The organism is Bradyrhizobium sp. CB82, from assembly GCF_029714405.1.
GTDB lineage: Bacteria > Pseudomonadota > Alphaproteobacteria > Rhizobiales > Xanthobacteraceae > Bradyrhizobium.
The window spans coordinates 8,505,457-8,523,471 of the sequence record NZ_CP121650.1; the positions used below are offsets into that span (position 1 = coordinate 8,505,457).

The 18,015-nt window shown below is 63.0% G+C and carries 20 protein-coding genes and 1 pseudogene; 4 read left to right on the forward strand and 17 right to left on the reverse strand.

Going from position 1 to position 18,015, the window contains the following annotated elements; genetic code table 11:
• Nucleotides 1-346 precede the first annotated feature (346 nt).
• Nucleotides 347-991 (forward strand): ImmA/IrrE family metallo-endopeptidase, encoded by a 645-nt coding sequence (locus tag QA640_RS40345; RefSeq protein WP_283038162.1) that lies wholly within the window; start codon nt 347-349, stop codon nt 989-991.
• Here the strand turns inward: QA640_RS40345 and QA640_RS40350 are convergent.
• Together QA640_RS40350 and QA640_RS40355 are read right to left on the reverse strand one after the other, a co-directional pair.
• Nucleotides 889-1,551 (reverse strand): hypothetical protein, encoded by a 663-nt coding sequence (locus QA640_RS40350; protein ID WP_283038163.1) that lies wholly within the window; start codon nt 1,549-1,551, stop codon nt 889-891. The two genes, QA640_RS40345 and QA640_RS40350, sit on opposite strands and share 103 nt — an antisense overlap.
• 784 nt (nt 1,552-2,335) lie before the next feature.
• The gene (locus QA640_RS40355) at nt 2,336-3,586 is read right to left on the reverse strand and encodes a site-specific integrase (protein WP_283038164.1); all 1,251 of its coding nucleotides are present in this window, start codon (nt 3,584-3,586) and stop codon (nt 2,336-2,338) included.
• A 537-nt stretch (nt 3,587-4,123) separates the two neighbouring features.
• Between QA640_RS40355 and QA640_RS40360 the strand changes: the two genes are divergently transcribed.
• The gene (locus tag QA640_RS40360) at nt 4,124-4,285 is read left to right on the forward strand and encodes a hypothetical protein (protein ID WP_283038165.1); all 162 of its coding nucleotides are present in this window, start codon (nt 4,124-4,126) and stop codon (nt 4,283-4,285) included.
• Between the two features lie 369 nt (nt 4,286-4,654).
• Here the strand turns inward: QA640_RS40360 and QA640_RS40365 are convergent, their stop codons facing one another.
• Both QA640_RS40365 and QA640_RS40370 read right to left on the reverse strand, forming a co-directional pair.
• The gene (locus tag QA640_RS40365) at nt 4,655-5,266 is read right to left on the reverse strand and encodes a nuclear transport factor 2 family protein (protein WP_283043038.1); all 612 of its coding nucleotides are present in this window, start codon (nt 5,264-5,266) and stop codon (nt 4,655-4,657) included.
• A 420-nt stretch (nt 5,267-5,686) separates the two neighbouring features.
• Nucleotides 5,687-6,493, reverse strand: a complete 807-nt coding sequence (locus QA640_RS40370) for a response regulator (protein WP_283038166.1) — start codon at nt 6,491-6,493, stop codon at nt 5,687-5,689.
• A 209-nt stretch (nt 6,494-6,702) separates the two neighbouring features.
• On the opposite strand from QA640_RS40370, the gene QA640_RS40375 reads away from it, so the two are divergent.
• On the forward strand, nt 6,703-6,933 hold the full coding sequence (locus QA640_RS40375) for a NepR family anti-sigma factor (protein ID WP_254102994.1): 231 nt from the start codon (nt 6,703-6,705) through the stop codon (nt 6,931-6,933).
• Nucleotides 6,933-7,481 (forward strand): sigma-70 family RNA polymerase sigma factor, encoded by a 549-nt coding sequence (locus tag QA640_RS40380; RefSeq protein ID WP_283038167.1) that lies wholly within the window; start codon nt 6,933-6,935, stop codon nt 7,479-7,481. Before QA640_RS40375 ends, QA640_RS40380 begins: the two co-directional genes overlap by 1 nt.
• A gap of 155 nt (nt 7,482-7,636) precedes the next feature.
• Here QA640_RS40380 and QA640_RS40385 read toward each other — a convergent pair whose 3' ends face one another.
• From QA640_RS40385 to urtD, 13 genes and pseudogenes are all read right to left on the reverse strand, one after another.
• A complete protein-coding gene (locus QA640_RS40385) occupies nt 7,637-9,295 on the reverse strand; it encodes an HWE histidine kinase domain-containing protein (protein ID WP_283038168.1) in 1,659 nt (552 codons plus the stop codon).
• Between the two features lie 303 nt (nt 9,296-9,598).
• Nucleotides 9,599-10,222, reverse strand: coding sequence for an urease accessory protein UreG (gene ureG, locus QA640_RS40390; RefSeq protein ID WP_283038169.1), 624 nt, complete (start codon nt 10,220-10,222; stop codon nt 9,599-9,601).
• 32 nt (nt 10,223-10,254) lie between these two features.
• Complete coding sequence (locus QA640_RS40395) at nt 10,255-10,983, reverse strand: urease accessory protein UreF (RefSeq protein WP_283043039.1); 729 nt, start codon at nt 10,981-10,983, stop codon at nt 10,255-10,257.
• The gene (locus tag QA640_RS40400; RefSeq protein WP_283038170.1) at nt 10,964-11,590 is read right to left on the reverse strand and encodes an urease accessory protein UreE; all 627 of its coding nucleotides are present in this window, start codon (nt 11,588-11,590) and stop codon (nt 10,964-10,966) included. The genes QA640_RS40395 and QA640_RS40400 overlap by 20 nt, the downstream gene beginning before the upstream one ends.
• Before the next feature lie 13 nt (nt 11,591-11,603).
• A complete protein-coding gene (locus tag QA640_RS40405; RefSeq protein WP_283038171.1) occupies nt 11,604-11,903 on the reverse strand; it encodes a putative quinol monooxygenase in 300 nt (99 codons plus the stop codon).
• A gap of 129 nt (nt 11,904-12,032) precedes the next feature.
• On the reverse strand, nt 12,033-13,748 hold the full coding sequence (gene ureC / locus QA640_RS40410; RefSeq protein ID WP_283038172.1) for an urease subunit alpha: 1,716 nt from the start codon (nt 13,746-13,748) through the stop codon (nt 12,033-12,035).
• A 34-nt stretch (nt 13,749-13,782) separates the two neighbouring features.
• A complete protein-coding gene (locus QA640_RS40415; protein WP_283043040.1) occupies nt 13,783-14,322 on the reverse strand; it encodes an HD domain-containing protein in 540 nt (179 codons plus the stop codon).
• A 180-nt stretch (nt 14,323-14,502) separates the two neighbouring features.
• Nucleotides 14,503-14,790 (reverse strand): annotated as a pseudogene (locus tag QA640_RS40420) (endonuclease domain-containing protein); the annotation flags it as partial.
• A 98-nt stretch (nt 14,791-14,888) separates the two neighbouring features.
• Nucleotides 14,889-15,194, reverse strand: a complete 306-nt coding sequence (locus QA640_RS40425) for an urease subunit beta (RefSeq protein ID WP_283038173.1) — start codon at nt 15,192-15,194, stop codon at nt 14,889-14,891.
• Between the two features lie 9 nt (nt 15,195-15,203).
• Nucleotides 15,204-15,506, reverse strand: coding sequence for an urease subunit gamma (locus tag QA640_RS40430; protein ID WP_283038174.1), 303 nt, complete (start codon nt 15,504-15,506; stop codon nt 15,204-15,206).
• A gap of 22 nt (nt 15,507-15,528) precedes the next feature.
• Nucleotides 15,529-16,359, reverse strand: a complete 831-nt coding sequence (locus QA640_RS40435) for an urease accessory protein UreD (RefSeq protein WP_283038175.1) — start codon at nt 16,357-16,359, stop codon at nt 15,529-15,531.
• A gap of 38 nt (nt 16,360-16,397) precedes the next feature.
• Nucleotides 16,398-17,093 (reverse strand): urea ABC transporter ATP-binding subunit UrtE, encoded by a 696-nt coding sequence (gene urtE, locus QA640_RS40440; protein ID WP_283038176.1) that lies wholly within the window; start codon nt 17,091-17,093, stop codon nt 16,398-16,400.
• 160 nt (nt 17,094-17,253) lie between these two features.
• Complete coding sequence (gene urtD / locus QA640_RS40445; RefSeq protein ID WP_283038177.1) at nt 17,254-18,015, reverse strand: urea ABC transporter ATP-binding protein UrtD; 762 nt, start codon at nt 18,013-18,015, stop codon at nt 17,254-17,256.

The following is an 18,015-nucleotide window of genomic DNA, read 5'->3' on the forward strand; positions in this document are numbered from 1 at the left end:
GGCGATGGCCTGCGCGGGCGCAGCGGTAGAAAGGCACCCCGCGAATTCGAGATGCCAACGGACGGGCCATCTGCCGAATTGCCCGACCACGGTCGTGTCGGAGCCGAGATAGACGCCGCCGGTGAACATTCGCACACCGCATTCCGCCGCGGTAAGCAGCCGCCTGGATCCACGGCACGCCAGTCACGGCATCGGCGGTCAGAACAAGCGCGGCCTGATCGAGCCTTCGCCGCGCGTCGTCGTAGCCGATATGGCCGTTGCCGCGCATGAGTGCCGAGCAGGCCCAGCGACCCCGGCGCGCGCCGACCTTGAAGGTCGGCGATGCGAGATCGCGCATGAGAGCGTTGTGATCGGGTCCCATGGTCTTGAAGACGAGATCGAGAACGATCGACTTCTCGCCGCGATTCTCGACGGCGCCGCGATGTGCCGCAGCGACGGCATTCCGGTGATTGCTCTGATCTTGCGGCACGACCGGTTGGACAATTTCTGGTTCACGTTATTCCACGAATTCGCACACGTCGTTCGTCACCTGAGCCCTGATCGGCAGCTGAAACTCGACGATCTCGACGTGGCCAGCTCCGAAACCATCGAAGCCGAGGCGGACGCGTTCGCGCGCAATGCCCTTATCCCTCCCACTATTTGGAAGCAAATCGTTGAGGACAGCAGCACGGAGGAGATCATCGATGCGGCCGAGAAAGCCGGAGTTCATCCAGCCATTGCCGCGGGCCGCTGGCGGTTCGAGCATTCGGACTATCGCCGGTTTTCGAAGTTGATCGGCCGAGGCGCATTCTCAAATCCGCCTAGGGATTGCCGCGCTCGTTGTTTTCGGCGCAGCACAATTGGACGTCAGATCGTCTTTCGTTCGGTCTCCGGGTATCGCGTGGTCAATCAGTCCGTAGGACTTAAATTGCTCGACCGCGGAGGGAAAGCTTGTTCGGCGCTAAGCTGTGGATCGGAAATCGACCTTAGCCTCGGATCAATCATTCCGTAGAGGACATCGCCGCTCTCGCGGAAGATCCGCTCACCTGGTTTTCCGCTGCCAGGTGTCGGCGGCAACTCGAATTTGACGGGAGTGACGTTGGGTTTGATGCCGTTCATATGCAACTGAGATAGCGACTGATAGAGCGCGTCGAGAAAACCGAGCAATTCCCTCACCTCGTCGACGCGAGTATTCACCATCAGAGCATCGGCGCCCGCCCGATCGATGCTCTTATGCGCGAAGATCTTGTGCCGGATCTCGCGATACCGCGCTTCATATACTTTGCGCCACTGGCCTACGGCCTTTCGCATGCCGCGCACATCATCCATCGTCAGATCGTACTTGCCACAGGCGTATGCGGCTGCGTCCTTCGGCGTCATGCCTTGAGCGATCCTGCGTTGCTCCAGGGCTGCTGCACTCAATGAGGCGATGTCCTGCGTCACCACGCCGAGCAGCTTGTCGATGTTGTGCAGGGACTTCGGGTCCTGGTCGAAGATGCGGCCTAGCACGACGAATGCCGACATCAGCAGCGCGTAGCGCGTAGTGATCCAGAACGTAGCGGTCTCGTTCATCCTCGCTAGGACGTCGGGGTTCTTACCCGGGACGAATTGCAGCGAGAGATAGCCAAAGAAGAACTGCTGCGCTGCTTCCTCCTCCGTACGGAAGATCGCAAGTTCATGCTCGAGCGAAGTCGGGTCGGTAGTCATGCAAATACCTCGATGGTTGGACGGTCTACAATGGAAATATTCGTTGCCGCTGAACGCTCATCGATCGCTGCGATTGTCGAGAGCATGAGCATTCAAGAAAATGCGGGTGCGGAGGCTGCGATTGCGAACCGGCGAGATCGGCTTGGTGGGTGAAGGCCAGCTGTTGCTGGAAGCCGCCTCTCTTGGACCTCGAAGAACGGCACTACAAACCGCTCCGCAATCGTCTCCAGCGAACCACCAACTTGGTTGGCGAGCGTATCGAGGTCTTGGCTCAGCTTGGAGGCCGCCTGCATCAGGCCGAGCAGCGTGTCGAGGTCCGCAAGCTGTTGCGCGCTGCGCGTGTGGTTAGTAGCTCATCACGAAGTCCTTGTTTTATAAGGGTTTACAGGACTTCAGGGGCACTGGCGGGGAGAGTGGGATTCGCACCGATGATAGGCACATCGGTGCGGTCGCGATCCGGTGGCGATTCCAGACAAACGAATTCTCGGAGCGACCTTCGCTCGTGGTGAAATTTGATCGTGATGTGCATTCGCAGAACACTTCTAGCAATTCAAGAGGTGGGTGCCCATGGAGAAGCCGTCTGGGCGGTATCGGTCCCAGCGGCCGGAGAGAAGACGTTTGATCCAAGGAGGAAATCCATGTCGGCGAGCTATGCCGACTCCCGACGAGGAAGTCGGCCCGCAACGTATCGGCCCCAAGCGTCCATCAGCTGCCGTCGCTTCTTCAACGCATTGCCCCGCCGATAAGCTTGCTCCGTTTCATCTCCCACCTTGTGGGCTAATGCCATCTCCGCAATTTCACGCTCAAAGCGGGTCTCGTCACCTGCCCAATCGCGAAAGCTGGACCGGCACCCGTGCGTTGTCATCGCCGGATAGACGCCTTTGAGGGCATGGAGCACGGCATTCATACCGAGCGGCTTCGCATGGTCTTTTGACCAATGCCCGGCGAATACATAGGCCTCGCGCACAGCCTCCTTCGGGATGACCGCCTTTAAAATCGCAACCGCGCGGTCGCAGAGCGGCACTTGGAAATTTTTGCCTTCTGGATGGTCTTCGGTTTTCAACCGTTCCGCAGGGATGGTCCAAAGCCTCTCTGCGAAGTCCACCTCGCACACGCGCATCAGGCGGGCTTCTCCGGTCCGGACCGCCGTCAAGATGATGTATTCAGCCGCAAGATTGACAGCGGTGTCCGCCGCTTCGTGGTTGGCCTGCAGGGCCTGAACAATGCCGGGGACGTCCTTGTAGGGCGCGGCCTTGTGATGGCGCTTCGAGCGCTTCGACTTCGGTAAGAGCGGCTTCAGAGTCTTCCACATGGCGGGGTTCTTACCCGACCGAAGACCTTTGGCCTCCGCAGCGTCAAGCACGCGCTCAATCCGGCTTCGCGTTTCGCGCGCCGTGCGGTTGATCGTAATCCATATGGGCGACAAGATCCGCAACACCTCGTTCACCGTGATATTGGCGAGTTCGATATCCCGGATTGGCTTGCACCGGACCTTCAGGTCCCGTTCCCAGTCGGCCAGCGTGTTTTTGCCTTTGAAGCCCGCCTTGATCGATACGAGGAAGGCATCCGCGAATTCTCCGAACCTGATAGTCGCAATTGACTCGGCGCGCCGCTGCGCCACTGGGTCCTTGCCTTCGGCCAGTTTCTTGCGTGCGTCTGCGGCCTTGAGGCGGGCATCCGCCAGCGAGATGCCGTCCCTGCCTTTGCCCTTAGCGGCACCTAGCCCGATCTCGCGGCGCTTGCCCGTGCCGCGCACGCGGTACAGGAAAGTCCATTGGCGCCGCGCATGTGCTCCAGCCTCAATCGCGAGGTAAAGCCCGCCCCCGTCGCTGTGGCGACCGGGCTCAACGATAGTCTCAGCTTCCCGAGCGGACAGCTTGTGCAACTGTCTTTTTGCCATAACCGCCCCACCAACCGCCCCACCATTGAACACGGATTGCAGCGGATGGCGGCGAACGTCCGTGAACGGCGGCGAATTTCAAGTGAGGCCATTATAGCAGAGCTTACAATGGGTTAGAAGCCTGCAGCGAACGGTTGAGGACGAGCATGGAATTTCACCACGGACGGGGTGATGCCAGTCGCGCCTTACTTTTTGTCTGCGGGCCCCCTTTTCCAATCGGGTTACATTCCCCCAGCTCGGATAGCGATTGTCGTACGGACCGGGCAGGCGATCGAGTGGTGCCGGGTTCGGCCGCCCGGGCGTCGCGTCAAGCAAATCCCGGAACGGTATCTACGACCACGCTTTGCTTGGCGCGAAAAACGGCATGTTGGCGGTGCGAGGAGAGATCGCAGCGGCGCCAGCCGATGCACACAAAGCGATCAAAAGGATCAGGGCTGAGATGAATCGCAACGTAACTCGCTCTCGTCGTCAACTGCGCGCACGCACAATATGCGTGGCCTGCCGTAGCTGGCTCGGTGGCGAAGACTGCGGGGAGATGTGGCTGACGTGATCCTTGTCGATGCCGAGGCCGCTATCGAACACCTCGTGCAGGATCCTGCGCCCTTGCGCGCGGCCGAAACGACGAGCTGCGGCAACTCCGTGTTGCGCATCGCGCCGATGGCGTTCTCCACCAGAATGACGATCAGCCAGTGCAGCTGACGCTCATTGGTGGTCGTTTTCCGAACGAGGTGGCCGTGGAGCAGGGCGGCCGAGCCCGACTTCGCACCTGTGCGATCATCCGGCTAGCGCTGGGAAGCCAAAAAAGGCCGCCCTGCTGTTCTTGCCAAGGTTATAAGGCTCTAAGGAGGGGTCGGCTCTCAAGGTGTCTTCGGGTTGACGCCGGTGGAAACGCCGGCCATCGGGGTGCCTATCCGCCAAAACCTTTGCCACGCACCTCCTGTAGTTGCGTAGCTGCCTGAATACACGCCGAAACGTTAAGACTGTTTAAAGCAAATCATTCAAATCGAGGCAGACACAACCAATGATGCGCGGCAAGTTGCCACACACGCGAAGCACGCCAATCGCCGGTCAAGTTGCCCCGGGCCGCGCGACACCTGCCAACCACTCCCGCCCTTCCGTATAAAGCTTCTCGACCTCGGCGCCGGTCAGGCCGGGCATGTCGCGCTTGACCTTGTAGCCGATCAACTCCTGCATGTAGCCGAGGTGGCGGTAGCCTTCGGGAAGCGCCGCCAATCGCTCCGCATCGAGCGCGAGGACCGCGGCGGGATCGACCGGATCGAGGCGGTCCTTCTCATAGATCGGCTGGCGGCGGACGATGCCCCATTGGCCCTGCCGCTTCTCCAGGAAGTCGTAGAAGCGCCCGGTGCAGACGACGTCGCAGACGACATCATGGACCGGCGCCCGCTGCGAGATCGTCATCTTGGTCTGCGCGATGGCGCGGTTGCCTTCGAGATCGATGCTGGTGCCGCCGAGGAAGTGCAGGATACGCACGCCCTTGGCAAAGCCATCGCGGCTCACCCGGATGAAGTCCGCAGCCGGCCCCTGAAACCAGGTCGCCGACATCCAGCCCTCCGCGTGCCAGACAGTGGCAAAACGCTCCCAGTCCCCGGCATCGCGCCAGACCACCCAATTCTCGACGAGATCGCGGATGGCGAGACGATCAAGGAATTGCGGGTCCAACATGCGAGATCTCCCGGCGGTTTGAGGCTGCGATGGGTATCGGCCCGACGTATCAACGGGGCAATGTGGTTGTCGTCAAGCGCACGATGCTTCGCAGCCTTTCGAATTGCCCACAGGCGGCAAGCGCGATACGTGCAACAATCCTTGCAATCAACCGGACCGCCGGTGCCGCCTCCGGAGGTGAAGGCGACCTTCCCCGATTCGCAGTCCCCATTACGTTCATGAAGAGACCGATGCTGCCTTGGGCTGGCGGAGAATGGCCGGCTGAGTGGGTGCAGGAACAGTCCAAAGTGAATTCGAAGATTCAAGGCATTTGCCGCGGCTGCTGAGTCGCAAGGTCGCAAAGAGAAACGACGCGCCCTTCAGCGCGCCGCCTCTTCATTCAAGCGATGCATGTAGCGACTCGCTCAAGCGCCCTCGTTACGCCGCCGGCGCTCTCGGTGCGCGGTTGCGCGAGTTGCGCTGGAAGAACAGCGCCTGGCTCGCCACCGCCGAGACCATCGCGGGCTGGAACGGCTTCGAGATCAGGAACGCAGGCTCCGGCCGCTCGCCGGTGAGGAAGCGCTCGGGGTAAGCGGTGATGAACACCACCGGCACCTCGAAGCTGCGCAGGAGCTCGTTGACCGCATCGAGGCCCGAGGAGCCGTCGGCAAGCTGGATATCGGCGAGGATCAGGCCGGGCCGCTTGTTCTTGGCGAGCGCCACCGCATCGGCGTGGGTGCGGGCGACGCCGACCACGTTGTGCCCGAGATTCTTCACGAGGCTCTCGAGGTCCATGGCGATGAAGGTCTCGTCCTCGATGATGAGCACATCGGTTGCGATCTCAGCCGCCATCTCGCGGCCTGCGGCGTCCGCAAGCCGGCGCGTCTCGCTGACATCGGTCCCGAGGATGAAGGCGACTTCCTCCTCCGAAAATCCCTCGAGCGAGAGCAGCAGGAAGGCCTGACGCGGCAGCGGGGTGATGTTGGACAGCCGTCGCTCGGGCGGCATCGGCAGCGTCGTCACCTCGGAATCGTCGTTGAGCGAGACCGAATTCCAGATTTGGGTGAACAGCCGAAACAGGCCGGCGCGCGGTCCATGGCTCTCGTCGAGCACCGACGGATCCCCGAGCATGGCTTCCAACATGGCTGCGACATAGGCGTCGCCGGACGGCTGGCTGCCGGTCAAGGCACGGGCGTACCGGCGCAACAACGGCAAGTGTTCAGCAACAAGTTGTGAACGGGACATCCCCACTCCATTCGTCTTCGGGCCAGTCATCGCCAGGGGCGGCCCGGGTTCCCCTGCAGAACGAGATTACGCCCAAGCAAAAGAAAAGTTCCGTACACTCTGGAACTTTTCGCCCAAGTTCGCATTAGCCCATTCCCAGGGAACAGCTCCCGGTTGAGAAAATTTCTCGATTTGACAGTGACTTAACTCGGGGAAACGTGGAACAGGTCATGAAAGATCTCAAATCTCAAGCCAGCAGAAACACGACCCCCGGCAAGGGAGGGCTGACACCGGAAATCCAATCCCGGATCGGCCATCAATTGCGTGCCATGTACGACGACGTCGTGCGGCAGGGGGTTCCCGAGCGGTTCGCCGAGCTGATCAAGAAGCTTGATGCGCCGGGAGGGACACCCCAAGATCAAACCAATGGGGGATCCAACGACAACAATGGGAGGGACTAATGCCTCTCACGGAATCCCTGCGCGACGATATCCTGGCGGCAGTCCCGAGCCTGCGCGCGTTCGCCATCTCACTCAGCGGCAATGCCGACAGAGCCGACGATCTGGTCCAGGAGACGTTGTTGCGCGCACTCGCCAACATCGACTCGTTCCAGCCCGGCTCGAATCTGCCGGCCTGGCTGTTCACCATCCTGCGCAACCTGTTCCGCTCCGACTATCGCAAGCGGCGGCGGGAAGTGGAGGATGCTGAAGGCAACTATGCCAAGACGCTGAAGACGCAGCCGTCGCAGAATGCGCATCTCGAGTTCGAGGAGTTTCGTGCAGCCCTCGACAAGCTGCCGCAGGACCAGCGCGAGGCGCTGATCCTCGTCGGTGCGTCCGGCTTCTCCTATGAGGACGCGGCCTCGATCTGCGGCTGCGCGGTCGGCACGATCAAGAGCCGCGTCAACCGCGCGCGCTCGAAGCTCGCAGCCCTGCTGTATGTCGAGGGCGCCGAAGATTTCGGCCCCGACGAGACCGTGCGCGCCGTGATCGGCGGCAGCGGCGGCTGACCGATTCAGCGCACGCGAATTTGCCCTCTCCCCTTGTGGGAGAGGGTATCTTGCGAAGCGGGCGTGGGTGAGGGGTCTCTCTGCGCGCCCGTGACCGGCATTTGCAGTTAGCACCTCGTCCGTCGCGGGAGGAGGAAGAGGAGTGCGAGGCAGCTTCAGCGCACGGGCCTGACCGGCGCCGAGAATTTTTCCGTGCGGTCGCGCTCGGTCATGTCGACGACGGTCTCCATCGGAGCGGTCAGCTCGTAGACGTAGGAGACGTCAGTGAAGTAGCGCTTGGCGGCGCCGCCGAGCGCTTCGGGCGCGACACGGTCGAGCAGGATCAGGCCGAAATCGGAATCGGCGCGACGCGTCGCCTCGCTGGTGTTGAACTCCTCCCAGCGGAAATGGAAGACCGTATCGGGCTCCTCGCCCGTCACCGTCCAGTTCGCGGTGATGTGCGGATGCTTGCCGACCAGCGACAGGCCCTCGTCGGAATGCGAGGCGAGTTCGAAGAACAGCAGCGACAGGCTCTGCGCGGCGCGCGCGCTGACCGCGATGTCGGGCCCGCTGATGGCGATGCGATCAGCATGCGGAATGGCGCGCGCCTCGAACAGGCCCTTCAGCTTCACGCCCTGCCACTGGCTTTCGCTGAGCAGCGAAACCACGTTGGACATCGCATGGATGCGCCCGATCAGCAGTTCACGCGCAACGTCGATGTCGGAGCCGTGGCGTAGCGTGCGCGTCACGATCGACTGGATGACCGCCAGAATGTTCTTCACGCGATGATTCAGCTCGTCGATGACGGCCGTCAACCGGCGCTCGAAACCGATCCGCACCTGGATTTCGCGGCTGAGCCTCAAATTGTTGTAGGCGACATAGCCGAACAGACCGCACACCATCGCCGTGATCGCAAAGCCAATCGCCGCGACGATGACGGCGGTCTGCTCGGCGCGCCGCGCCGAGTTGGTCTTGGCGAAGTAGCTGAGCTGCCAGTCGCGGCCGCCGAAGCCGACCGTGCGCGTCGAGGACGGCTGCGGACCATCCTGCGAGACAGTCCGTGCGCTGACGACGCCCTGATCGTTGGCGATCAGCTCGCTGCCGGTCGCGCGCGGGTCGCGCAATGCCACCGAGAACAGCGACATGTCGTCGTTGGTCAACATCAGCGAGGCGAGCTCGTAGGAAAACGTGATGAACCCGGCAGGCTCCGCCGCGCCTTCGGGGATGACGGGCGCGGCCACGATGATACCGATGGGTCCGTTCGGACGGAGTAGCGGCACCGGGTCCGAGGCGACCGACTTCTTTTCGGCCATGGCGCGCGCCAGCATCGCGCCGCGCACGGTGTCCTGATCGAAGCTGCGGCCGGGCAGCGCCTTGGTCTCCTCGCTGCGCGGCTCGAGATCCATCAGCACGTTGATCGGCTGGGTGATCTTCGTGGTGTCGAGCGGCGTGTCGTCATAGTCGCGGATGCTCGAATTGGGGAAGCCGGCGGAGCTGAGCGCCGCCTGCGCCGCGCTCAGCTCCGCCGGTTTGAGCCGGGCGATCCAGGAGGCGACCACGAAGTCGGTCTTGAAGGCATAAATGGCCGAGCGAAGCGGCTCCAGCATGTTCGGCTTGATCACGGCAGGCGTGCGGAATAGGCCGGAGGCGACGCGCGCCAGAAGCTCGCGCTCGGTCAGGCGGTCCTGCACCAGGCTTGCATGAACGTCGATCGCGCGGGCCAGCGCGATACGATCGATCGTCAGCTCCTGATCGTGGACGCGATAGGCCGCGAGCCCGGAGAGCAGTATCCCGAGCAGCGCGATAAAACCGATGATGAATCCGAGCCGAACCACTCGTTTACTCAGAAGGTGAGAGGCTGGCGAATAACACGGAGCATCTGAACGCCGCTCGAACGGCCAATTGCCGAAAGAGAGTGAGACCCCAGGAAGGCGATAATGAAGGAGGAGCCATCGGGACGCAACTTGGGTTGACCGGAAAGCTTAATGCGCCAGCCAGGCGTCAGCGCTCCGGCACCGAAGTTGGTTAATCACCGTGGCGAACATTGGTTCCGCGGAGACGCATTTTGCCGCAGATATTAACGGGTCGTGTCAGGCCGTTTCCTGTCGCCGCGGGCAAGGCTCCCTTCAGCCTGCTTTTCAACCCGCCCCTTTCAACCCGCCTTTGGCCTCGATGAAGCCGATGATACGGTCGAGCCCCTCGCTCTTCTTCAGGTTGGTCATGACGAAGGGCCGCTCGCCGCGCATCCGCTTGGCGTCGGTCTGCATCTTCTCCAGCGAGGCGCCGACATGCGGCGCGAGGTCGATCTTGTTGATGACCAGGAGGTCCGAGCGCGTGATGCCCGGGCCGCCCTTGGACGGTATCTTATCGCCCGCGGCCACGTCGATGACATAGATGGTGATGTCGGCAAGCTCCGGGGAAAAAGTGGCGGCGAGGTTATCGCCGCCGGACTCGATCAGCACCAGATCGAGACCGGGAAATTTTGCGCGCATATCCGCAACCGCCGCCAGGTTCATCGAGGCATCCTCGCGGATCGCGGTATGCGGGCAGCCGCCGGTCTCGACGCCGGCGATACGGTCCGGCGTCAGCGAGCCCGAGCGCACGAGGTATTCTGCATCCCACTTGGTGTAGATGTCGTTGGTGATCGCCGCGATGTCATAGCGCTCGCGCATGGACTTGCAGAGCAAATCCATCAACGCGGTCTTGCCCGACCCGACGGGACCGCCGACACCGACTCGCAGGGGGCCATGAGACTTCGACATAGAGTTCGCTCTTTCCTAATCCAACCTGGCCATCACGACCTGAACAGCCGCGTATATTGTGTCTCGTGCCGTAGGCTCGCGAGATCGGCGCGAAACGTGGCGCTGCCGAGACCGTCCAGCGTCACATCCAATGCGCGTGCGGCGGTCGCGGCCACAACGGGCTCCAGCGAAGCGAGCACGCGCTGGCTGTCGGTCTGGCCGAGCGGAATCAGCCGGCTCGCCGCCGAAATCCAGTTCGAGACCAGCGCGTGCAAAAAGGCATGCAGGGTCGGCTCGAGCCGGACGCCGTGGGCGCTAGCGACCACGCCTACCGCGACGGGATAGACCAGCGGCCCCGCGCAGGCCGTGACCATCGCGTCCAGCCCATCCGCATTCCAGGCCGCGCGTGCGATGTCGATGAAGGCGCGGCCCTGCGCCGTGGTCTCGAGCTGCCGCTCGCGCGAGGGCACGAAGGCGGCCGCAAGCTCCGCGGTGTCGCGCAGGTGGGCTTCATCGCCCGCCTCCGCCGCGCGAAACGCCTGCACCAAGAAGGCGGCATCGCAGAAGCCGGCGCCATCGCCGAGCATCGCGTCGAGCCAGTTCGCAAGCGTCGCCGTGTCGGTGATGTCGCCCGCCTCCACCGCCCACTCAATGCCGCTGGAGTAGGAGAAGCCGCCGACGGGAAACGCCGGTGACAACCACGTCATCAGCCGGTAAAGCGCCGCGGCCTCGCGTTCAGTCAGGCGGCCGGCGCCAGTCGGCTCATTTGTGGTCATGAACATGGCCGTGGCCGCGGTGATGGTCGGGATGGTCGCAATGCTCGTCGTGGTGGTGATGGTGATCGTGTCCATGCTCATGCGCGGCATCATCATGGTGGTGGTCATGGTCCCCATGCTCGTGATGCACATGGTCATGCGCCTGGTCATCATGCCCATGGTCATCAGCATGCGCGTGGCCGGCATCGGCATAGGCGCCGCCTTCGGGATCGAAGGGAGCCTCGATCTCGATCACCCGCGCACCGAGTCCCTTTACCATCGCTTCGATGACGTGATCCCGGCGGATACGCAGGCCCTTGGCCATGATCTGCGTCGGCAGGTGTCGGTTGCCGAGATGCCAGGCAACGCGAACGAGATGGAGCGGATCGCGGCCGCGGATCTCGAGCAGCGGCTCGGGAGCCGCGACCACTTCGACGAGCCGGCCATCCTCCAGCAGCAGCGCATCGCCACCGCGCAGCGCGACGGCGCTTTCCAGGTCGAGCAGGAATTGAAGGCCGCGTGTGCCGGTCATCGCCATGCGGCGGCGATGCCGGTCGTCGAAATCGAGCACCACCGTATCCGCCGGCGCTTCCGTGAAGCGGTGCTGTCCTCTGACCTGTGTCGCCCGGATCATGCGATTTTCCCCGTTACCGCGTCTCGACCTTCGCGGGCGTGATGAACTCGATCTTCGGCGGCGCCGTGAAGCACTTCACCGCGACGCGGCCAAACGTCTTCACGTGCTCGGTGGCACGGTGTGGTCCCAGCGCCTCCATGTTCTCCCACTGCTCGACGAACACCATCTTGGTGTGATCGGTGACGCTCTCGTGCAGATCATAGGCGATATTACCGGGCTCCTTCCGCGTCTCCTTGATGCAGGCGGTGGCGGCTGCGATGAATTCGGCGCGCGTTTCGGGCTTGATGGTCAAGGTGGCAACGACGTAGATCACGAAAAATCCTCCCGGCTTTTCTTCTGGCTTCAAGATACCGGGCGCGACATTAGACCAAGCGCGACAAGACGCAAAACCGGAAAATCCGCCCTCGCGATAGGCTCCGAGGGCGGGCGTTCGCCGCTAATTTCAGTACATGAAATACCGCTGTGCCATCGGCAGCACCTCGGCCGGCGCGCAGGTCAGAAGCTCGCCGTCGGCGCGCACCTCATAGGTCTCCGGATCGACCTCGATATCGGGCGTGGCGTCGTTGTGGATCATGCTCTTCTTGGAGATCCTGCCGCGGGTGTTCTGAACGGCATAGAGCTTCTTGTCGATGCCGAGCTTTCGCGCGAGGCCGCCGGTGACCGCGGCCTTCGAGGTGAAGACGACGGATGACGCCGTGCGCGCCTTGCCGAAAGCGCCGAACATCGGCTGATAGTGCACGGGCTGCGGCGTCGGGATCGAGGCGTTGGGATCGCCCATGGGGGCGGCGACGATGGTGCCGCCCTTGACGATGCAGTCCGGCTTGACGCCGAAGAACGCCGGCGACCACAGTACGAGATCGGCGAGCTTGCCTTTCTCGACCGAGCCGATCAGCTTTGACACGCCATGCGCGATAGCGGGATTGATCGTGTATTTCGCGATGTAGCGCTTGACGCGAAAGTTGTCGTTGTCCTTGCCCTTGTCCTGCGGCAGGGACCCGCGCTGCTTCTTCATCTTGTCGGCGGTCTGCCAGGTGCGGATGATGACCTCGCCGAGCCGGCCCATGGCCTGCGAGTCCGAGGACATCATCGAGAGCGCGCCGAGATCGTGCAGGATGTCTTCGGCCGCGATGGTTTCCTTGCGGATGCGGCTCTCGGCGAACGCGAGATCTTCCGCGATCGAGGGATCGAGATGATGACACACCATCAGCATGTCCAGATGCTCGTCGATGGTGTTGCGCGTGAAGGGGCGCGTCGGGTTGGTCGAGGACGGCAGCACGTTCTTCAGGCCCGCGACCTTGATGATGTCGGGCGCGTGACCGCCGCCGGCGCCTTCGGTGTGGAAGGCGTGGATGGTGCGGCCCTTGAAAGCCTTGATGGTCTCCTCGACGAAGCCGGATTCGTTCAGCGTATCGGTGTGGATCATCACCTGGATGTCATGAGCGTCGGCTACCGACAGGCAGTTGTCGATCGCTGCCGGCGTCGTGCCCCAATCCTCATGCAGCTTCAGCGCACAGGCGCCGGCCTTGATCATCTCAACCAGCGCGGCGGGCCGCGAGACGTTGCCCTTGCCGGAAATGCCGAGATTGACCGGGAAGGCATCGAATGACTGGATCATCCGAGCGATGTGCCAGGGGCCCGGCGTACAAGTGGTCGCAAAAGTGCCGTGCGACGGGCCGGTGCCGCCGCCCAGCATCGAGGTGACGCCGGACATCAGCGCGTGCTCGATCTGCTGCGGGCAGATGAAATGGATGTGGCTGTCGAAGCCGCCGGCGGTGAGGACCTTGCCTTCGCCAGCGATCACGTCGGTGCCGGGGCCGATGACGATGGTGACGCCAGGCTGGATGTCGGGATTGCCGGCCTTGCCGATGCCCGCGATCATGCCGTCCTTGATCGCGACGTCGGCCTTGACGATGCCCCAGTGGTCGACGATCAGGGCGTTGGTGATGACCGTGTCGGCCGCGCCCTGCTTGTTGGTGACCTGCGACTGCCCCATGCCGTCGCGGATCACCTTGCCGCCGCCGAACTTCACCTCCTCGCCATAGGTGGTGAAATCCTTCTCCACCTCGATGATGAGATCGGTATCGGCCAGCCGCAACTTGTCGCCGGTGGTCGGGCCGAACATGTCGGCATAGACGGAACGCTTCATCTTGATGGACATCACAAGCCCCGTTTGCGTTTGAATGTTTGGCCGGTCACAGCGAGGCCCTCGCTCGTTGCACCGCGTCGTCGAACTTCGCATCGAGGTAGGGATTGCCGCCGCGGCAGCCAGCGACCACCTGCTCGGCCCAATCGGTGTATTCGATCAGGTCGGCGCGCTCCTCGGCGGACGGGTCGGCATGAATGCGAGCGCCGATATTGCTGATCTTGTCGGCGATCTTGATCAGTTTTACGCCCGCGGATTTCTTCGGCGCCTCGATCACCTGACGGCGCCGCCGCTCTGCCTTCGGCAGGCTCATATCGTCTGTGCATTCGACGACAAGCAAGGCAACGCGGTCGGAAAATTTCTCCGCCAGCTCCTCGCGCGTGGTGCCGGTGTCTTCGATGGTGTCGTGCAACCAGCCGGCGGCGACCAGCTCGGCATCCGCGCCATCAGTCGCTGTCGCCAGCAGGTTCGCGACCTCGGCGAGATGATTGATGTAAGGCTCATTCCCCCGCCCCTTGCGCGCCATCCCGCAATGCCGGCGCGCGGCCAGGTCGGCAGCTTCAGAGATGAGGCGGACAGGTGGGAGCATGGCAAGTGGCTCTGCTTTTGTCTCAACCGTGCCGACATCGGCTTCGTTCCTCGCCACGCTCTCTCCGTTCCCTCCCCCCTTGCGGGGGACGGTCAGGGAGGGGGGTGCCACGGGCTCCGCTGCCTGAAGGATGCTCAGAGCCACGCCCTCCAAGTTCTTCATCACGTCGTCATTGGTGAACCGAAGCACACGATAGCCGCGGGACATGAACCAGTGGTCCCGCTGCTCGTCGTTCCGGAGACGTTCTTCGAAATCATGGCTTTCGCCATCGACCTCGACGACGAGCTTGCATGAATGCGTAACGAAATCCGCGATGTGGTCGCCCATGGGCGCTTGGCGGCGGAAGCCCAGACGGGCAAGGCGATGGGCTTTGAGGTGACGCCAGAGCAATGTCTCGGCGCGAGTCATCGAGCGCCGCAACTGCCTGGCGCGACTTCTTTGAGACGGAGAGACCTCGTCGTGTGGCATACCCCCCTCCCCTGCCCTCCCCCGCAAGGGGGGAGGGAGCGAGACAATCGTGCTCACCTCACTGTGGATCACGGTTCGCGTCTCGCGTTAGCTCAAGCTCACAGCTTCCCCATCACATCGCCGCGGAAGCCGTAGATGGTCTTCTTGCCGGCGAGGGCGACGAGCTGGACGTCGCGGGTCTGGCCGGGCTCGAAGCGGACGGCGGTGCCGGCGGCGATGTCGAGGCGCATGCCGCGGGCCTTCTTGCGATCGAATTCCAGGGCCGGGTTGGTTTCGAAGAAATGATAGTGCGAGCCGACCTGGATCGGACGGTCGCCGGTGTTGGCGACGGTCAGCGTCACCGTCTTGCGGCCGGCATTGAGCTCGATTTCGCCGTCCTGGATGAAGAGTTCACCGGGAATCATGCTCTGCTCCTACCTGATCGGCTCGTGGACGGTGACGAGCTTGGTGCCGTCCGGGAACGTCGCCTCGACCTGGATATCGTGAATCATCTCGGAGATGCCCGGCATCACCTGATCGCGGGTCAATACTTGCGCGCCGGCCTGCATCAGTTCGGCGACGGTGCGGCCGTCACGCGCGCCTTCCAGAATGAAATCGGAGATGATCGCAACGGCCTCCGGATGGTTCAGCTTGACGCCGCGATCGAGCCTGCGCCGTGCCACGATGGCCGCCATCGAAATCAGAAGCTTGTCCTTTTCGCGGGGAGACAGGTTCATGCGAAATCTCGTCGTGAGTTCATCAATTCAGCCACAGCCGCGGCAGCGCGGCACCCGTGCGCGCCAGCACCGCCATCATGTCGGCGCGCAGGCGCGCCGCATCTTGGGCACAGAACCGCGCCATTGCAAAGCCATTCCAGGCGGATATCCCGACCTCGCCGGCGAAAGATTCCGAAGCTTCCCGGATACGCTCGACCAGGGCCTCATCGCCCGGAACGATCAACGCGGTACCGATCGCGGCGCCGTCCTTGGTGACGGCGGGGCGCGCCAGCTTGGCGCCGATATCGCCGTCGAGCCTCACCGTCTCGGCGAACACCAGCCGGCCGCCACGGGAGAGCCGCCAGCGGTCGACGAACTCGCCCTGCTCCATCCGTTCGCCCATCGCTGTGCGGCCGAACACCACGATCTCGCAGAGCAGGAGCGATGCCGCTTCATCGAGCGCGATATCGAAGCGGCGATGGACGCGCGCGCGATCGAACAGGATCGTCTCCTGCGGCAGCCAGCCGAGATGCGCGCCTGCGGCGACCTTCAGGGCAATATTGAGCTCTGCCGCCGCGCCGGGCGCACGATAGACCTTTTCGGCCGCCGCCGTGGTCAGCGTCAGGCGCGAGCCTTGGCCCGCCGAAATATCGATATCAAAGCGGTCTCCGCCGGCAATCCCGCCGGCCGTGTTGACGAACACGCCCGAGAGGCCCTCGCCTTCCGGCGAGGGAAAGCGCACGCGCAAGGAGCCGGACTCATGCAACGCTCCGCGCCGCGTAACGCCCTCGCGCGCATGGACGTCGAAGCGCACCGCACCGCGGGCGCGGTTGGCCTCGAAAACACTGGACGTGGTCGATAGTTCGCTGCGCATCCGCCTCCCCAGCCGCCAGCCGCTGCAGAACGAAAAGCCTACAGCGCCATCTGGCGGCTGATTTCGCTCGCGTCGAGGTTCGAGCGGTCGCAGGTGTATTTCACCGCGCCGCGGTCCATCACGGCAAAACTGTCGCCGAGTTCGCAGGCAAAGTCGAGATATTGTTCGACCAGCACGATGGCGATGTTGCCGAGGTTGCGCAAATAAGAGATCGCGCGGCCGATGTCCTTGATGATCGAGGGCTGGATGCCCTCGGTCGGCTCGTCGAGCAACAGCAATTTCGGCCGCATCACCAGCGCGCGGCCGATCGCGAGCTGCTGCTGTTGGCCGCCGGAGAGGTCGCCGCCGCGCCGGCCGAGCATGGATTGCAGCACGGGAAACAACGAGAACACGTCGTCGGGGATGTGGCGATCATCACGCTTGAGCGGCCCGAAACCGGTCTTGAGGTTTTCCTCGACCGTCAGCAGCGGAAATATCTCGCGGCCCTGCGGCACGAAGCCGATGCCCTTGCGCGCCCGCTCGTAGGGCTTCAGCATGGTGATGTCGCTACCATCGAACACGATCGCGCCGGAGGAGATCGGATATTGCCCGACCATGGCGCGGAGCAGCGAGGTCTTGCCGACGCCGTTGCGCCCGAGCACGCATGTGACCTTGCCAGGCGCGGCCGAGATGGAGACGCCGCGCAACGCCTGGGCTGCGCCGTAGAACAGGTTGATGTTGTCGACCTTCAGCATGTCTTCGGACTCCGCCTCTCGTGTCCCGCGCGCGGTGCAGCACGAAGTGGTGCACCGCAGATGCGGGACCCACTATGGGTCCCGGTTCTACAGCGCATCATTTCGCTGCGCTCATGCTGCGCTGTGCCCGGGACACGAAACTGACTGTTCGCCTTCACACCTATCTTCCGAGATACACTTCGATGACCCGCTCGTTGGACGAGACCTGGTCGATGGTGCCTTCGGCAAGCACCGAGCCCTCGTGCAGGCAGGTGACCTTCACGCCCAATTCGCGGACGAAGGTCATGTCGTGCTCGACCACCATCACGGTGTGGTTCTTGTTGATCTCCTTGAGCAGTTCCGCGGTCAGGTGCGTCTCGACGTCGGTCATGCCCGCAACGGGCTCATCGACCAGCAGGAGTTTTGGGTCCTGCGCGAGCAGCATGCCGATCTCGAGCCACTGCTTCTGGCCATGGCTTAGGCTGCCGGCGAGGCGCCCCCGCGCATCGGTGAGGCGGATGGTCTCCAGCACCTTGTCGATTCGCTCGGATTCGGCCTTGCTGCCGCGCCAGAACAACGTGCCACGAACCGAGTGATCGACATTGAGCGCGAGCAGAAGATTGTCCTCGACCGTCTGGCTCTCGAACACGGTCGGCTTCTGGAATTTGCGGCCGATGCCGAGCTCGGCGATACGGGTCTCGTCGAGACGCGTCAGATCGGTGACGCCGTCGAACAGCACGGAGCCTTCATCCGGCTTGGTCTTGCCGGTGATGATGTCCATCATCGTGGTCTTGCCGGCGCCGTTCGGGCCGATGATGGCGCGCATTTCGCCGGGCTCAAGCGTCAGCGACAGGTTATTGATGGCGTGGAAGCCGTCGAACGAAACGTGCACGCCGTCGAGATAGAGCATCGCAGAAGTCGCGCGGGTATCCATGACGTTCAT

Excerpts from the sequence above, each read along its gene's own strand:
- urtD (WP_283038177.1), bottom strand. The coding sequence starts at position 18,015 with ATGAACGTCATGGATACCCGCGCGACTTCTGCGATGCTCTATCTCGAC.
- QA640_RS40415 (WP_283043040.1), bottom strand. The coding sequence starts at position 14,322 with ATGCTCCCACCTGTCCGCCTCATCTCTGAAGCTGCCGACCTGGCCGCG.
- urtE (WP_283038176.1), bottom strand. The coding sequence starts at position 17,093 with ATGCTGAAGGTCGACAACATCAACCTGTTCTACGGCGCAGCCCAGGCG.
- ureC (WP_283038172.1), bottom strand. The coding sequence starts at position 13,748 with ATGTCCATCAAGATGAAGCGTTCCGTCTATGCCGACATGTTCGGCCCG.
- QA640_RS40350 (WP_283038163.1), bottom strand. The coding sequence starts at position 1,551 with ATGAACGAGACCGCTACGTTCTGGATCACTACGCGCTACGCGCTGCTG.
- QA640_RS40425 (WP_283038173.1), bottom strand. The coding sequence starts at position 15,194 with ATGATTCCCGGTGAACTCTTCATCCAGGACGGCGAAATCGAGCTCAAT.
- QA640_RS40395 (WP_283043039.1), bottom strand. The coding sequence starts at position 10,983 with ATGTTCATGACCACAAATGAGCCGACTGGCGCCGGCCGCCTGACTGAA.
- QA640_RS40370 (WP_283038166.1), bottom strand. The coding sequence starts at position 6,493 with ATGTCCCGTTCACAACTTGTTGCTGAACACTTGCCGTTGTTGCGCCGG.
- ureG (WP_283038169.1), bottom strand. The coding sequence starts at position 10,222 with ATGTCGAAGTCTCATGGCCCCCTGCGAGTCGGTGTCGGCGGTCCCGTC.
- QA640_RS40400 (WP_283038170.1), bottom strand. The coding sequence starts at position 11,590 with ATGATCCGGGCGACACAGGTCAGAGGACAGCACCGCTTCACGGAAGCG.
- QA640_RS40355 (WP_283038164.1), bottom strand. The coding sequence starts at position 3,586 with ATGGCAAAAAGACAGTTGCACAAGCTGTCCGCTCGGGAAGCTGAGACT.
- QA640_RS40435 (WP_283038175.1), bottom strand. The coding sequence starts at position 16,359 with ATGCGCAGCGAACTATCGACCACGTCCAGTGTTTTCGAGGCCAACCGC.
- QA640_RS40430 (WP_283038174.1), bottom strand. The coding sequence starts at position 15,506 with ATGAACCTGTCTCCCCGCGAAAAGGACAAGCTTCTGATTTCGATGGCG.
- QA640_RS40380 (WP_283038167.1), top strand. The coding sequence starts at position 6,933 with ATGCCTCTCACGGAATCCCTGCGCGACGATATCCTGGCGGCAGTCCCG.
- QA640_RS40375 (WP_254102994.1), top strand. The coding sequence starts at position 6,703 with ATGAAAGATCTCAAATCTCAAGCCAGCAGAAACACGACCCCCGGCAAG.